This is a genomic window from Pseudomonas sp. PP3 (genome assembly GCF_905336995.1).
Lineage (GTDB): Bacteria > Pseudomonadota > Gammaproteobacteria > Pseudomonadales > Pseudomonadaceae > Aquipseudomonas > Aquipseudomonas reinekei.
In genome coordinates this window covers 1,663,169-1,677,544 of record NZ_HG995459.1, presented here as the reverse complement: position 1 = coordinate 1,677,544, position 14,376 = coordinate 1,663,169, and the positions used below count along the sequence as shown (strand labels likewise).

General features: G+C 58.1%; 15 protein-coding genes. 2 read left to right on the top strand and 13 right to left on the bottom strand.

What is annotated here, in order from left to right:
- Positions 1 to 4: 4 nt before the first annotated feature.
- The 9 genes from ccmI to ccmA form a co-directional block, all read right to left on the bottom strand.
- A complete protein-coding gene (gene ccmI / locus KHO07_RS07780) occupies positions 5 to 1,207 on the bottom strand; it encodes a c-type cytochrome biogenesis protein CcmI (protein ID WP_212626850.1) in 1,203 nt (400 codons plus the stop codon).
- On the bottom strand, positions 1,204 to 1,674 hold the full coding sequence (locus KHO07_RS07775) for a cytochrome c-type biogenesis protein (RefSeq protein ID WP_075948510.1): 471 nt from the start codon (positions 1,672 to 1,674) through the stop codon (positions 1,204 to 1,206). The genes ccmI and KHO07_RS07775 overlap by 4 nt, the downstream gene beginning before the upstream one ends.
- Positions 1,671 to 2,207, bottom strand: a complete 537-nt coding sequence (locus tag KHO07_RS07770) for a DsbE family thiol:disulfide interchange protein (protein WP_150734876.1) — start codon at positions 2,205 to 2,207, stop codon at positions 1,671 to 1,673. The genes KHO07_RS07775 and KHO07_RS07770 overlap by 4 nt, the downstream gene beginning before the upstream one ends.
- Positions 2,204 to 4,192, bottom strand: a complete 1,989-nt coding sequence (locus KHO07_RS07765) for a heme lyase CcmF/NrfE family subunit (RefSeq protein ID WP_212626849.1) — start codon at positions 4,190 to 4,192, stop codon at positions 2,204 to 2,206. Before KHO07_RS07765 ends, KHO07_RS07770 begins: the two co-directional genes overlap by 4 nt.
- A gap of 3 nt (positions 4,193 to 4,195) precedes the next feature.
- Entirely contained in the window at positions 4,196 to 4,651 is a 456-nt protein-coding gene (gene ccmE / locus KHO07_RS07760) for a cytochrome c maturation protein CcmE (RefSeq protein WP_212626848.1), read from the bottom strand.
- Positions 4,648 to 4,824: a heme exporter protein CcmD gene (ccmD, locus tag KHO07_RS07755; RefSeq protein WP_008055370.1), complete on the bottom strand. Its 177-nt coding sequence runs from the start codon at positions 4,822 to 4,824 to the stop codon at positions 4,648 to 4,650. Before ccmD ends, ccmE begins: the two co-directional genes overlap by 4 nt.
- Positions 4,821 to 5,576, bottom strand: coding sequence for a heme ABC transporter permease (locus tag KHO07_RS07750; protein WP_212626847.1), 756 nt, complete (start codon positions 5,574 to 5,576; stop codon positions 4,821 to 4,823). Before KHO07_RS07750 ends, ccmD begins: the two co-directional genes overlap by 4 nt.
- Positions 5,577 to 5,654: 78 nt before the next feature.
- On the bottom strand, positions 5,655 to 6,323 hold the full coding sequence (ccmB, locus tag KHO07_RS07745; protein ID WP_150734880.1) for a heme exporter protein CcmB: 669 nt from the start codon (positions 6,321 to 6,323) through the stop codon (positions 5,655 to 5,657).
- Positions 6,320 to 6,955: a cytochrome c biogenesis heme-transporting ATPase CcmA gene (gene ccmA / locus KHO07_RS07740; RefSeq protein ID WP_212626846.1), complete on the bottom strand. Its 636-nt coding sequence runs from the start codon at positions 6,953 to 6,955 to the stop codon at positions 6,320 to 6,322. The genes ccmB and ccmA overlap by 4 nt, the downstream gene beginning before the upstream one ends.
- Positions 6,956 to 7,153: 198 nt before the next feature.
- Between ccmA and KHO07_RS07735 the strand changes: the two genes are divergently transcribed.
- Together KHO07_RS07735 and KHO07_RS07730 are read left to right on the top strand one after the other, a co-directional pair.
- Positions 7,154 to 8,728, top strand: a complete 1,575-nt coding sequence (locus KHO07_RS07735) for a flagellar hook-length control protein FliK (RefSeq protein WP_212626845.1) — start codon at positions 7,154 to 7,156, stop codon at positions 8,726 to 8,728.
- The gene (locus tag KHO07_RS07730; RefSeq protein ID WP_212626844.1) at positions 8,725 to 9,054 is read left to right on the top strand and encodes an EscU/YscU/HrcU family type III secretion system export apparatus switch protein; all 330 of its coding nucleotides are present in this window, start codon (positions 8,725 to 8,727) and stop codon (positions 9,052 to 9,054) included. Before KHO07_RS07735 ends, KHO07_RS07730 begins: the two co-directional genes overlap by 4 nt.
- Positions 9,055 to 9,098: 44 nt before the next feature.
- Here KHO07_RS07730 and KHO07_RS07725 read toward each other — a convergent pair whose 3' ends face one another.
- The 4 genes from KHO07_RS07725 to KHO07_RS07710 form a co-directional block, all read right to left on the bottom strand.
- On the bottom strand, positions 9,099 to 10,178 hold the full coding sequence (locus tag KHO07_RS07725) for a sel1 repeat family protein (protein ID WP_244858270.1): 1,080 nt from the start codon (positions 10,176 to 10,178) through the stop codon (positions 9,099 to 9,101).
- A 61-nt stretch (positions 10,179 to 10,239) separates the two neighbouring features.
- A complete protein-coding gene (locus KHO07_RS07720; RefSeq protein WP_244858269.1) occupies positions 10,240 to 11,319 on the bottom strand; it encodes a sel1 repeat family protein in 1,080 nt (359 codons plus the stop codon).
- Positions 11,320 to 11,380: 61 nt separating this feature from the next.
- Positions 11,381 to 12,409: a sel1 repeat family protein gene (locus tag KHO07_RS07715; RefSeq protein ID WP_244858268.1), complete on the bottom strand. Its 1,029-nt coding sequence runs from the start codon at positions 12,407 to 12,409 to the stop codon at positions 11,381 to 11,383.
- Positions 12,410 to 12,412: 3 nt separating this feature from the next.
- A complete protein-coding gene (locus tag KHO07_RS07710; protein WP_212626842.1) occupies positions 12,413 to 14,374 on the bottom strand; it encodes a phosphatidylserine/phosphatidylglycerophosphate/cardiolipin synthase family protein in 1,962 nt (653 codons plus the stop codon).
- Positions 14,375 to 14,376 lie beyond the last annotated feature (2 nt).

Sequence of the window (14,376 nt, the reverse complement as noted above, 5' to 3'; positions counted from 1 at the left end):
CCTGTTATTTATCCGGGCTGTCGATGGTCAGATTTTGCGGCGCGGTGGTGCTGCTGGGCAAAGGTTGGCTGCGACCGATCCACTCGCCAGCCGTCGGTTGGCCAGCGCGGGAGATGCGCGCAACCAGTTGGACTTCAGGGAAGTTCGACAGTTTCAACTGCGGCATCATTGCGTCGGCATCGCCCAGCTCGACGGTTGCCGGCAGGTCAGCCACCGTCAGGCGCTTGACCGCCAGCGGCGCGGGTGGGCCGGAGGTGGCGCGGGCGAAGATGAAGACACTGTCACCGGGCTGGACCTTGGCTTTCAGATCGGCCGCCAGATCAACCCGCACCTTGAGCAACGCGGCAACCTTGGTCGCAGGCGCCTCGGCCACCCTGCCGCCACTGGCCACCAACTTCTCGGTGGCGCGGGTAATCCCGCCTTGCAGCGCGATCCGCGATTTATCGTCCGCTGGCAGTTGGTCCAGCAGGCGATTCCAATAATCGATCGCTTGCTGATAACGCTCGCTCTCGAAAGCGGCGATGCCCAACAACCCGAGGCTGGTGACTTCTTTCGGATCGGCTTTCAACGCTTCGTCAGTCAGCGCCTGAATCTTGTCCGACCACTTCTTGTCATCCGCGAAATACAACGCCTGCGCCCACTGCCCCAACAACTCAGGCTGACGCCCGGCCAGGTTCACGGTGCGCTCGAAAATCTTCGCCGCCTCCGCCGGGCGGTCCTGAGTCATATAGGTGCGGCCCAGGAAATACAACGCCTCTGCGGAGTCCGGCTGTGCCGCCACCGCGCGTTCCAGGCGCTGGGTCATTTCTTCCATCGACTTCGGCGCCTGGGAGAACTCCCGGGTCAGCTCGACTTTGTCGCTGGCACCGAAATGCAGGTACAACCCCAACCCCAAGACCGGCACCAGGATCGCCGCCAGCAGTGGTGCCGCTTTGCCCAGGCGGGTCACACGCGGCGCGGCAACGCCTTCGGTGTCGGCGAGCAATTCACGGGCCGCTTCAGCGCGGCCGGTGTCCATTTGCGCGGTGTCGAGTACGCCCTCTTCCTGCTGAGTCTGCAACTCAGCCACGCGCTCTTGATACAGCGCCACGTTCAGGGCAGTACGATCCTCTTCGAGCTGGGCGCGACGGCTGCGCAGAACGGGGATCAGCAGAAAACTCAGGGCCACCAGGAGGAGCAGACCTGCAGCGAGCCAGAAATCAATCATTCTTGGTTTTTATCCAACAGTTGATCGAGGCGCTTGCGCTCCTCGGCAGAAAGCGTGTCCGGGGTGTCAGCGCGTTGCACGCGACGACGGCGGACGATCACCGCGATGATCACAAAACCACCCAGCAGCAGGCCGGCAGGACCGAACCAGAGCAAAGCGGTCTTGGCATTGAGGGCGGGCTTGTAGCGGACGAAATCACCGTAGCGATCGACCATGAAGTCGATGATCTGCTGATTGTCCTTGCCCTCGCCGAGCATGCGGAAAATCTCTTTGCGCAGGTCGGCGGCGATCGGTGCGTTGGAATCGGCGATGTCCTGGTTCTGACACTTGGGGCAGCGCAGTTCCTTGGTCAGTTCGCGAAAGCGCTCGCGATCACCTTCCTTGGCGAACTCATAGGTGTCGATGGCCGCGTGCGCCACGCCAACCATGCTCAAGCCCAGAACAACAGCAGCTAACCAGCGCTTCATGGCTTGGCCTCGTCGACCAGTGCCTGATACTTGGCTGCCAGTTTTTCGCGCCAGACCTGCTCGTCGATCACGCCGACGAACTTGTCGCGGATGATGCCCTTGGCGTCGATGAAGAAGGTTTCCGGCGCGCCGTAGACACCGAGGTTCAAGCCCAGGGTGCCGGCGTCGTCGCGGATGTCCAGTTGATACGGGTTGTGAAATTCCGCCAGCCACTTCAAGGCATCGGCGTTGACGTCCTTGTAGTTGATGCCGTAGATCACCACGCCCTTCTCGGCCAGTTTGTTCAGCACCGGGTGCTCGACCCGGCAGGAAATGCACCAGGTGCCCCAGACGTTGACCAGCGCCGGTTTACCGACGATGTCAGCGCGGGTCAGGGTCTTGTCGCCCTGCACGGCTGGCAGCGAAAACTCCGGGAACGGCTTGCCGATCATCGCCGAAGGCAGCTCGGCCGGGTCCAGGTACAAACCGCGATAGAGGAACACGGCAACCACCAGAAAAATCGCCAGTGGCAACACCATCAACCAACGTCTCATGCAGTGGCTCCCGACATGCCCAGTGCTTCGCGCACGCGGCTTTTCACCTTGACTCGATATCGGCCATCAAATGCCGCCAACAACCCGCCAAGGCCAGTGAGCAACCCGCCGAACCAGATCCAGCGCACGAACGGTTTGACGTGCACGCGCACCGCCCAGGCGCCATCCCCCAGCGGTTCACCCAGTGCGACGTAGAGGTCGCGGGTGAAACCGGCGTCGATCCCGGCTTCAGTCATCACCGAGTTCTGCACGGTGTAGAGGCGTTTTTCCGGGTGCAGCACGCTGATTTCCTTGCCGTCGCGAATCACCCGTACGGTGCCCTTGTCGGAGGTGAAGTTGGGGCCTTCGAAGTGCTTGGCGCCTTCGAAGACGAACTGGTAACCGCCCAGGTCCATGGATTCGCCGGGCGCCAGGCGCAGGTCGCGTTCGGCACTGTTCTGGCTCGACAAAACGACACCCAGCGCGCACACGGCAATCCCCAAGTGCGCCACCTGCATGCCCCAGTAGCTGCGGGTCAGGGTCGGCAAGCCCTTGATCAGGCCTTTGTGGCGCGTCTTGTCGAAGAGGTCACGCACACCGGCCAGCAACACCCAGGCCGCGAGCATGAAGGTCGCCAGCACCGCCCAGTTGAAATCGCCGTAGGCAACACCCGCCACCACGGCCAACGCGGCGCTGCCCAGCAGCACCGGGGTCAGCATGCCCAGCAGCCATTTCACCGGGGTGTCTTTCCAGCGCACGATCACACCGACCGCCATCACCAGCATCAGCAACGCCATCAACGGAATGAACAGCGCATTGAAGTACGGCGGGCCGACCGACAGCTTGGCGCCGGTCATCGCATCGAGAATCAACGGGTACAGGGTGCCGAGCAGGATCATCGACGCGGCCACCACCAGCACCAGGTTGTTACCCAGTAGCAGGGTTTCCCGGGACCAGAGGTTGAAGCCGACTTGACTCTTGACCACCGGTGCGCGCAAGGCGAACAGCGTCAGCGAACCACCGACCACGAACAGCAGGAAGATCAGGATGAACACGCCACGCTCCGGGTCGGAGGCGAAGGCGTGCACCGAGGTCAGCACGCCCGAACGCACGAGGAAGGTGCCCAGCAGGCTCAACGAGAAGGCGGCAATCGCCAGCAACACGGTCCAGCTCTTGAACACGCCACGTTTTTCCGTGACCGCCAGCGAGTGGATCAGCGCCGTGCCCACCAGCCATGGCATGAACGAGGCGTTTTCCACCGGGTCCCAGAACCACCAGCCGCCCCAGCCGAGTTCGTAGTAGGCCCACCAGGAACCGAGCGTGATACCGATGCCGAGGAAGGCCCAGGCAACGATGGTCCACGGACGCGACCAACGCGCCCACGCGGCATCGAGACGACCGCCCATCAACGCGGCAATAGCGAAGGCGAACGCCACGGAGAAGCCAACGTAGCCCATGTACAGCATCGGCGGGTGGACAATCAGGCCGATGTCTTGCAGCAACGGGTTAAGGTCAGCGCCATCGCCAGGCACTTGCGGCAGGATGCGTTTGAACGGGTTCGACGTGAGGATCAGGAACAGCAGGAAACCGATACTGATCATGCCCATCACTGCCAGCACGCGGGCAAGCATGACTTGCGGCAACTGCCGGGAGAACACCGCCACCGCGAAGGTCCAGCCGCCGAGAATCAGTGCCCACAACAGCAACGAACCTTCGTGGGCGCCCCACACCGCGCTGAACTTGTAGTACCACGGCAACGCGCTGTTGGAGTTGTTGGCGACATAGGCCACGGAGAAGTCGTCGACCATGAAGGCGTAGGTCAGGCAACCGAAGGCGAACAGCAGGAACGCGAATTGCCCCCATGCGGCCGGCTGGGCCAGGCTCATCCAGAAACGGTCACCGCGCCAGGCACCGACCAATGGCACCACGGCCTGAACCAGCGCAAAACAAAGCGCCAGGATCATGGCCAAATGGCCCAGTTCGGGAATAAAGATGCCGGATGTCATGGATCAACCCTCCTTCGCGGGCGTTGGAGCCGATTGACCGCTGTCTTTCAACGCCTTGGTCACTTCCGGCGGCATGTACTTTTCGTCGTGCTTGGCCAGCACTTCATCGGCCACCACCACGCCATCGGCGTTGAGTTTGCCCAGGGCAACGATGCCCTGCCCTTCGCGGAACAGATCCGGGAGGATGCCACGATAGGCGATGGTCACGGATTTGTTGAAATCGGTGACGACAAACTTCACGTCCAGCGAGTCGCCGGAACGTTTCAGGGAACCTGCCTCAACCATGCCGCCGGCGCGGATGCGCGTGTCTTGCGGGGCTTCGCCATTGGCGATCTGGGTCGGTGTGTAAAACAGATTGATGTTCTGCTGCAGGGCGCTCAGGGCCAGGCCGACGGCAGCGCCGACCCCGACCAGAATCGCCAGAATGATGATAAGACGCTTTCTACGCAGCGGATTCACTTGCCATTCTCCCGGCGCAGACGACGCGCCTCTTGTTGCAGATACCGCTTGCGGGCCAGGATCGGCGCCGCCACGTTGAGGGCCAGCACCGCCAGGCAAATGCCGTAGGCCGACCAGACATACAGGCCGTGATGGCCCATGGCGAGGAAATCGCCGAATGACGCAAAACTCATCGAACGACCTCCAGGCTGTTTTCAACTTCGGCTTTCACCCAACTGGCCCGCGCTTCGCGCTTGAGCACTTCGAGGCGCATGCGCAGCAGCAGGACCGCGCCGAAGAAACAGTAGAAACCCAGCGCCGTCAGCAGCAACGGCAGCCACATCTCGGCGGGCATTGCCGGTTTTTCGGTGAGGGTGAAGGTCGCGCCCTGGTGCAGGGTGTTCCACCACTCCACCGAGTACTTGATGATCGGGATGTTGATCACGCCGACAATCGCCAACACCGCGCAAGCCTTGGCCGCGCTGTCACGATTGCTGATGGCGTTGCCGAGCGCAATGAGACCGAAGTACAGGAACAGCAGAATCAGCATCGACGTGAGGCGTGCATCCCAGACCCACCACGAGCCCCAGGTCGGTTTGCCCCAGATCGCCCCGGTGACCAGCGCCACGGCGGTCATCCAGGCGCCGATGGGCGCCGCGCATTGCAGGGCGACGTCAGCCAGTTTCATTTTCCAGACCAGCCCGACGACGCCGCACACGGCCAGCATCACGTAGATGGACTGCGCCAGCATGGCGGCCGGAACGTGAATGTAGATGATGCGAAAGCTGTTGCCTTGCTGGTAGTCCGGCGGCGCGAATGCGAGGCCCCAGACCACGCCAACACCGATCAGCAGCAACGCCGCTACGCTCAGCCATGGCAGCATTTTACCGCTGATGCCGTAAAACCATTTGGGCGAGCCGAGCTTGTGAAACCACGTCCAGTTCATACTGTTTCCATCACGGTTGCTGTTCGTCATTACGAAACAGCCAAGGGTCTTTACTGATCAATTTTTGATCAGACCTCATTATTCGCCGACGCTGATCTTCAGGCCAGCAGCTATTGCAAAAGGTGTAAGCGTTATCGCCAGGGCGGCCAGGCTACCCAGCCACAGCAAATAACCGGTCGCCGGCATGCCTTGCAAGGCTGCCTGCAAGGCGCCACTGCCAAGGATCAACACCGGGATGTACAACGGCAGAATCAGCAACGCCAGCAACAGACCGCCGCGTTTCAAACCCACCGTAAGGGCTGCGCCCACCGCACCGAGCAGGCTCAGCACCGGTGTACCCAGCAACAACGAAAGCAGCAACACCGGCAGACAGGCGGCTGGCAAACCGAGCATCAACGCCAGCAAGGGCGCGAGTAAAACCAGCGCCAGGCCGGAAAAGGCCCAGTGTGCCAGCACCTTGGCCAAAACCAGAAGAGCCAGGGGGTGCGGCGAAAGGACCCACTGTTCAAGGGATCCGTCTTCGAAATCACTGCGGAAAAGCCCGTCCAGCGAGAGCAAAACCGATAAAAGCGCTGCCACCCACACCAGTCCCGGGGACAAGGTTTGCAACAATTGAGACTCCGGACCGACCGCCAACGGGAACAGCGAAACCACAATTGCAAAAAACACCAGCGGATTAGCCAGTTCCGCAGGACGGCGGAACAGCAGACGGGCCTCACGGGCGACCAACAGGCCGAAAACACTCATACGGCCCATTTCCCCAGATCAATGTCGCGATAACCGGCGGGCATCCGGCTCAGCGTGTGGTGAGTGGTCAACACCACCATGCCACCGCGTTCGCAGTGCCCCGCCAGGTGTTCTTCCAGTTGCGCCACGCCTTGCTTGTCGAGGGCCGTGAACGGCTCATCGAGAATCCACAGCGGCGGGCTGTCCAGATATAAACGGGCCAGAGCAACACGGCGTTGTTGGCCAGCGGACAGTGTATGGCAGGGAACGTCTTCGAAACCGCGCAAACCGACCGCCGCCAGGGCCTCCCTGATAGCCTCCATGGTCGCCGGTTGATGCAGGGCGCAAAGCCAGCTCAGGTTCTCTTCCGGGGTCAACAGGTCCTTGATGCCAGCGGCGTGACCGATCCACAGCAGGTTGAGCGCCAGCTCCGTGCGTTGCTCGTTCAAAGGCTGGCCGTTGAGCAACACTTGGCCGGCGGTCGGCTGCATCAGGCCGGACAGCAGACGCAACAGGCTTGTCTTGCCACTGCCGTTAGGGCCGCTGATCTGCACCATTTCGCCACTGGCCAGTCTCAAATCGAGATTTTCGAAAAGCAGCCGAAGGTCTCGCTCACAGGCAAGGGCAACGGTTTGCAGGACAGGACTGGTCAAGGGTTCACGGGCCTTATGCGGTTCAAGTCGGCTCTGGCGCGGCCGTTAAAGAGATGCAGAATAAATGTATTGGCGACCCGAACTAGCGAGCTGCGTCAAATAATTGCAATGTTTCCGGCACTCTGTATACAACTGCGCGGCATTATACATGCCAGCTCCTACTCTAAAGAGTGCATTTTCCCAAGGTTGTGACCGCGTATGACAGGCGAAATGAACATCCTCCCGCTACCGCAGACCACCCCGACCTCTGCGCGCCCGCAGGTAGTAAGCGGCGAGTTGCTCAAGCTGTTGACGCCCATTGAAGGCCTGATCACGGCAGGCCAGACCGCCAAGGCCGAAGTGCTGTCGCTCAAACAGGCGGACCAGACCTTTCAACTGTTGCTCAAGGTCACCCTCGACAGCGGTCGCCAGACCACGGTCCAGGCCACCAGTAACCAACCGCTGCCCCAGGGCACCAGCGTAGCCGTCACCCAGCCATCGGCCGGCAACCTGGCGATCACCGTGCAGCAGGCCATCGCCTCCAGTGTCGCCACCCTCACCCGCCTCGACACCGCGCAATTGCCGGTCGGGACGCTGTTGCAGGGCAAAGTGCTGACCTCCCAGGTATTGCCGCAAGTTCCGGGGCAACCGACGGTGTTTCGCTCGATGGTCAGCCTGCTCAACACCGCGCTCAGCGGCAGCACAATGAGCGTCGACAGCCCGCAGCCGCTGCGCATTGGCACCTTGCTCAGTGCGCAAGTGCAGGACACGCAAACGCTGAAGTTCGTACCGTTGAGCAGCCGTCAGGAGCAATTGGCGGTGACCCAGCAATTGCTCAGCCAGACCAGCCGCCAAGGCTCGCTGGAGGGTTTGCTCAAGCTTCTGCAAAACCTGCCGCCCTCGAACCAGACCTCCAGCGACCTGCGCGCGGCCGTGGACAAACTGCTTGCCGGCCTGCCGGACGTCCACCAACTGAGCACACCCAAAGGCCTGGCGTTGGCGCTGGCCGGCAGCGGTGCGTTCCTCGAATCGAAACTGTTGACCGGCCAGAACCCTGCGCTGGCCCCCGACATGAAAGGCGACCTGCTGAAGCTGATCGCGCAACTGACGCCCGGCCTGCCGGCCAGCACCAATCTCGGAGCAATCATCGCCGCCAACACGCTGGCCCAGGCGATGCCGAGTTTCGTGCGCAATGCGCTCGGCATGCTCGGCCAGGTCAGTGCCAAGCCGCCACCCACCGGTTTTCCGCTGCCCGAGCGGATGCTGCAAAGCGCAGACGGCGAAGACGACCTCGAGCACTTGCTGCGCCTGGCTGCCGCAGCGGTTTCCCGCCTGCAAAGCCATCAGTTGTCGAGCCTTGAACAAACCGGCGTCACCAGCGACGGTCGCCTGATGAGCACCTGGCAGCTGGAAGTGCCGATGCGCAACCTGCAAGACATCGTGCCATTGCAAATCAAGTTCCAGCGCGAAGACGCGCCGGATAAAGAACACCCCCAGGAACGCCGCGACGAGCGCGAACCGAAACAACCATTGTGGCGGGTCGAACTGGCTTTCGACATGGAGCCGCTGGGGCCGATGCAGGTCCAGGCGCAGTTGATCAAAGGCAGCCTTTCCAGTCAGCTGTGGGCCGAACGGCCGTACACCGCCAGCCTGATCGAGAGCAATCTGGCGGCATTGCGCGCGCGCATGCTCGATTGCGGGCTGAACGTCGGCGATCTCGATTGCCATCACGGCAAACCACCCCAAGGCCCACAAACCCGCCTCGAACAACGCTGGGTCGACGAAACCGCATGAAAAACCCCGACACCCCACGCCAGGCCATCGCCCTCAAATACGACGGCACCCACGCCCCGACCCTCACCGCCAAGGGCGACGAAGAGCTGGCGGAAGAAATCCTGCGGATCGCCCGCGACTATGAAGTGCCGATCTACGAAAACGCCGAGCTGGTGAGATTGCTCGCACGCATGGAACTGGGCGACAGCATCCCGGAGGACCTGTACCGGACGATTGCCGAGATCATCGCGTTTGCGTGGAATCTCAAAGGCAAATTTCCGGCAGGGCAAGATCCGGATGCGCCGATGGTCGAGAAGGATGTGACTGAACGCGGGGATGATTACTGAAGTTCGAATGGCTTGTCGCCATGCGTTGATTCAGAAAGCAGGCGTTAAAAACTCCTGGCGGTTTTCGGCAGCGGCAAGCCGGTGGCCGGATCCAGTCCCTTTTCGGCGCTGAGTTTTTCGATCAACTCTGCTGATGGAATGATGGGTAAAGCGGAGTCACGCTCTCGCTTCCATTGGAAGGTGCCGTCCCACTCGGGGAGGGTTGCGGGTGGGAGTGGGACGATGTCATCCAGGTCGGGGACTTTTGCTCCGAGGTGTTCGTGACGCGAGAGGAAATCGCTGATTTTATTGTATCGATCGACGCGTTCGTCATCTTGCTGTAAAGCCAAATAATGTAACTCATTAGAAACAGGTGGTCCTTTGAATGCATTAGCGAGACTGTATGCACTAAGATCGTCGCCATTTCGGGTAGCAACCTGATAGCCGTGAAGTGCCTGTTGATAATGCCCGGTGACTTTCAAGTAGCTTGAGTAATTTCTAGCCGCCAATCGATTACCTTGTTCCATCGCACACTTGTACATTGCCGACATAATTCCGGCCGTATTGGGCACAGAGGACAAAAGCCTACCAATATAATACTGAGCACCCGGATTCCCCAGGTCGGCCGCCCGCCGAAAGTAGACCCTGGAGGTCGCGACATCCTGTTTGACGCCATATCCCAATTCCAAGTAGTGCGCCATGTCGTAATAAGCCCCTGGGATACCTTTGGAGATAAAATATTCGGCCAAATCGATGACCTCTTTACTGGCATCAGGAGAGCGTGCTTGTCCGGTCGACAGCAGGAACTGCAGATTGGTCGCGGCCTTGTAGTGATCGTGAGCTGCCGCTATACGATAATAGCGGGCGATCGCGTCGTAATCTTTCTGTCCTTTTCGCTTCTCCAAGTAAATTCCATACCGATAGAAGGTGTCCGCATCCGGGTTCAATGCAGGCAACGAATCGCGCTCATATACACAATTAAATTCCAACCTACTGTAGGCAACGTCCGCCGACGCAACATCAGACATCTGCTCGTCTTTTTTCGAACAGGCCATGACCGTCAAGAGACTGAACAATGTCAGAAGTAGCCTGATTGCCCTCACCCAAATCCTTATTAGATTTTCCGGAATATTTTCATTCGACAATTAAAGGCATCCCTATCATCAACTCGATCTGACCTGCCAAATCGAGTATCACGGCGGTAAATCATGTGTTCTCGGTGTTTTTTGGCAGCGGCAAGCCAGTGGCGGGATCCAGTCCTTTTTCGGCACTGAGTTTTTCGATCAACTCTGCTGATGGAATGACGGGGACGACGGAGTCACGCTCTCGCTTCCATTGGAAGGTGCCGTCCCACTCGGGGAGGGTTGCGGGTGGGAGTGGGACGATGTCATCCAGGTCGGGGACTTTTGCCCCGAGGTGTTCGTGACGCGAGAGGAAATCGCTGATTTTATTGTATCGATCGACGCGTTCTTTATCTTGCTCTACAGCCAGGTAGTACAGTTTGTCGGTCACTGGCGGCCCTTCGAAGGCACTCGCCAACTGACTAGCACTGATGCCATCGCCATTACGAATTGCTATTTGGAAGCCTCGTAGGGCTTCTTGGTATAACTCTGAACCTTGCGAATAAACTGCGTATCTTCCACCCGCCGAGCGATTACCCTGCTCCATGGAGCACTTATACATCTCCAGCATGATATCGGCCGTATTGGGTACATAAGATAAAAGCCTACCGATGTAGTATTGGGCGTCTGGATTCCCCAAGTCGGCCGCCCGCCGAAAATAGGCTCTTGAGGCTGCAACATCCTGTTTGACACCATAACCCAACTCCAGATAATGCCCCATGTTGTAAAACGCACCAGGGATACCTATGGAGATAAAATATTCGGCCAGATCGATGACTTCTTTACTGGCATCAGGAGAGCCTGCTTGTCCGGTTGACAGCAGGAACTGCAGATTGGTCGCGGCCTTATAGTGATCGTGTGCAGCCGCGACACGATAATAGCGGGCGATGGCGTCGTAATCTTTCTGCCCCTTACGTTTCTCCAAATAAAGTCCATACCGATAGAAGATGTCCGCATCCGGGTTCAATGCAGGCAACGAATCGCGCTCATATACACACTTAAATTCCAACCTACTGTAGGCAAAGTCCGCCGACGCAATACCAGACATCTGCTCGTCTTTTTTTGAACAGGCCATGATCGTCAAGATACTGAACAATGTCAGAAGTAGCCTGATTGCCCTTACCCAAATCCTTATTAGATTTTCCGGAATATTTTCATTCGACAATTAAAGGCATCCCTATCATCAACTCGCTCTGACCTGCCGAATCGAGTATCACGGCGGTAAATCATGTGTTCTCGGTGTTTTTTGGCAGCGGCAAGCCGGTGGCCGGATCCAGTCCCTTTTCGGCGCTGAGTTTTTCGATCAACTCTGCTGATGGAATGACGGGGACAGCGGAGTCACGCTCTCGCTTCCATTGGAAGGTGCCGTCCCACTCGGGAAGGGTCGCGGGTGGGAGTGGGACGATGTCATCCAGGTCGGGGACTTTTGCTCCGAGGTGTTCGTGACGCGAGAGGAAATCGCTGATTTTATTGTATCGATCGACGCGTTCGTCATCTTGCTGTAAAGCCAAATAATGTAACTCATTAGAAACAGGTGGTCCTTTGAATGCATTAGCGAGACTGTATGCACTAAGATCGTCGCCATTTCGGGTAGCTGTCTGGTAGCCGTGTAGAGCCTCTTGATAAAGCCCTGAGTCTTGCAAATAACTCGAGTAGTCTCTTGCTGCGAATCGATTACCTTGTTCCATCGCACACTTGTACATTGCCAATAAAATATCAGCCGTATTAGGTACGTAGGATAATAGTCTACCTATGTAGTACTGAGCAGCTGGATTCCCCAAATCTGCCGCCCGGCGGAAGTATGCTCTGGAGGTCGCAACATCCTGTTTGACGCCATAACCCAACTCCAGGTAATGCGCCATATCGTAATAAGCCCCAGGGATTCCTTGAGCAATGTAATACTCGGCCAGATCAATGACCTCTTTACTGGCATCAGGGGAGCGTGTTTGTCCGATAGAAAGCAGGAATTGCAAATTGGTCGCGGCCTTATAGTGATCGTGAGCTGCCGCTATACGGTAATAACGGGCAATCTTGTCGTAATCCTTCTGCCCCGTACGCTTCTCCAAGAAAAGACTGTACCGATATAGCATGTCCGCATCCTGATTCAACGGCGGTAAAAAATCACGCTCATATACGCACTTAAACTCCAACCTACTGTAGGCAAAATCGATCTGCGAGGTATCGGGCATGCTTTCTTCCTTTTTTGAACAAGCCAACATGAAAAAACACAACAACAAAATAGCTATGTCCCTCATAACTTAGTCCCAATTCTTCTGAACAGGACTCTCTTGCAGAAACTCAACCAATGATGCAACCGGCGACGTAGGAGTCATCACACCTTTTCTTTGAACGCTGCGTATTCTTCGCGTGTTGTTTTTTCCAATAATCTCCTTCCATTTTTTGAACGTTTCAGCCATGTGAGCCCCGATCATTTCGTCTCCCGTATGCACCCCAAACAAATGCTCCCTTAACGGCCTGGTCACCGCAGGATCCTCAATGCAAATATTCAACTCACTGTCCACCTGCATACTGCGCGTGTTGATGTTCGCGGAACCCAGCGTGGTAAACACATCGTCGACGATCATCAACTTGCTGTGCACATACACATCCATCCAGTTATCGGGTGGGGAATCGGGGGCTACCAAGGTACAAATGTGGACTTTCAAGCCGGGGATTTCTGAGGGGGAGATCACGGCCTGAATCTTCTCTGGCAGCTCTTTTTCAAGCTGCGCGACCTTGGCGCGAGCTCGCTGATGATTTTCTTCCAAGGTCTCGTAGTACTGAGCCGCCGGTTCGTCATGGCCCGTGTCGTGTTTCTCTTTGAAAAGGCGGGCATTCACCGCGGCCACGCGTTCGGCTTGTTTGGCCTGGGCGATGTCGGCCAGCAATTCGTCATGCCGTTCAGCCCTGGCGATGCCCGGCATCAGTTCCGGGCGGCCCAACTGTTTCAGCATGCGAAATGTATTGACCGAGCCATCACCGATGGCCTCGCTGTTGGAGTTCGTCACAACGAACAGATACACCGGCCCGTCCTTTTCGAGATCGCGCCCCCAGTCCAAAAGATTTTTCACGACGCTTTTGATTTTTTCAGCCAGCGGCGGCCAGCGGAAATACTGGTTCTCGATGTAGATGAATTGAGTCGTGTTGTTGACGGCCTGCAGGTAGAGCTTCTCGATGTCTCTCTTGTTGTCCTGACTCTGGGTCCTGAGTACCTGCGCCATGACCGGTGTGCCATGCCCGGGACGCAGGCGCAGTTGCCGGGCGATGTGTCGACGAGGCCCCAGCAGGTCAATGCGCGTTTCTTTTTTCCAGGCAGTACAAAAATTGTGATTCAGAAATTCCAGCACCGGGCCGGACACACGGCTGGAAATGTCCTGCCTGGGTGTCTCGCCGTTGCGCCCGAATTGCGGATGATGCCGCTCATGGCTGTGATGATCGTCGTCCCAATAGGCATCCAGCGTGTTGTGCCCCATCACGAACCCGACGGCATCCTCCGGCTTTTCGTAGTCCACCAGCACCATCTTCTGGTGATGGCTCGGCTCGGCAAACATCGCCACCGAGCTCATGACTTTGTTGGTCATGTCGCGATTTTCATCCAGGGCATTCACCGCCAGGCGCCAGGCAATTTCTGCCCGGTCCAGCAAGCCAAAGTCGCGCGTGACGAATTCGATATTCTTGATGCCCAGGCCAGGATCGTTCCCCCACCTCAGCATGCGAAAGAAGCGTTGCCCCAGTTCGATCGGCCCGGTTTCAGCGCCGGTATAGGCGAGCCGGATCTGGCGATACCACAACTTGTCATACTCGACTTGCGCGTCGTTTCGGTTTTGCCTGAACTTGCCAAACCAATTGGAAACGTTGTCACCCGGGGTCGAGTTTTCCGAAGTCTGGGCGACACGCAACGTGTCGTACCAGCACAGGATCCGCACCTGAACGCCTTCGTTGGCTTTCTGGATCAGCAAATCACCAATGCACAGCGAGCGGGTATCGCCCCGTTTGAAATACATCGAAGGCTGAAAGCCCCAGCAAATGATTTCCACGCTGCTTTTAGCGGCGAGGATGGCGTCATAGACCGCGCCGAATGCACGCTCGCCATTCACCAGAGGTTCGAATGTCGCGGGCACCGGATGGTATTCGGTGTTCTGCACGAACCACGGCAGGTTGAGCTGGCATGACATGGTTTTGCTGGTGGCGATCGGGACAGTGATCGTGGGGATGGTCATCT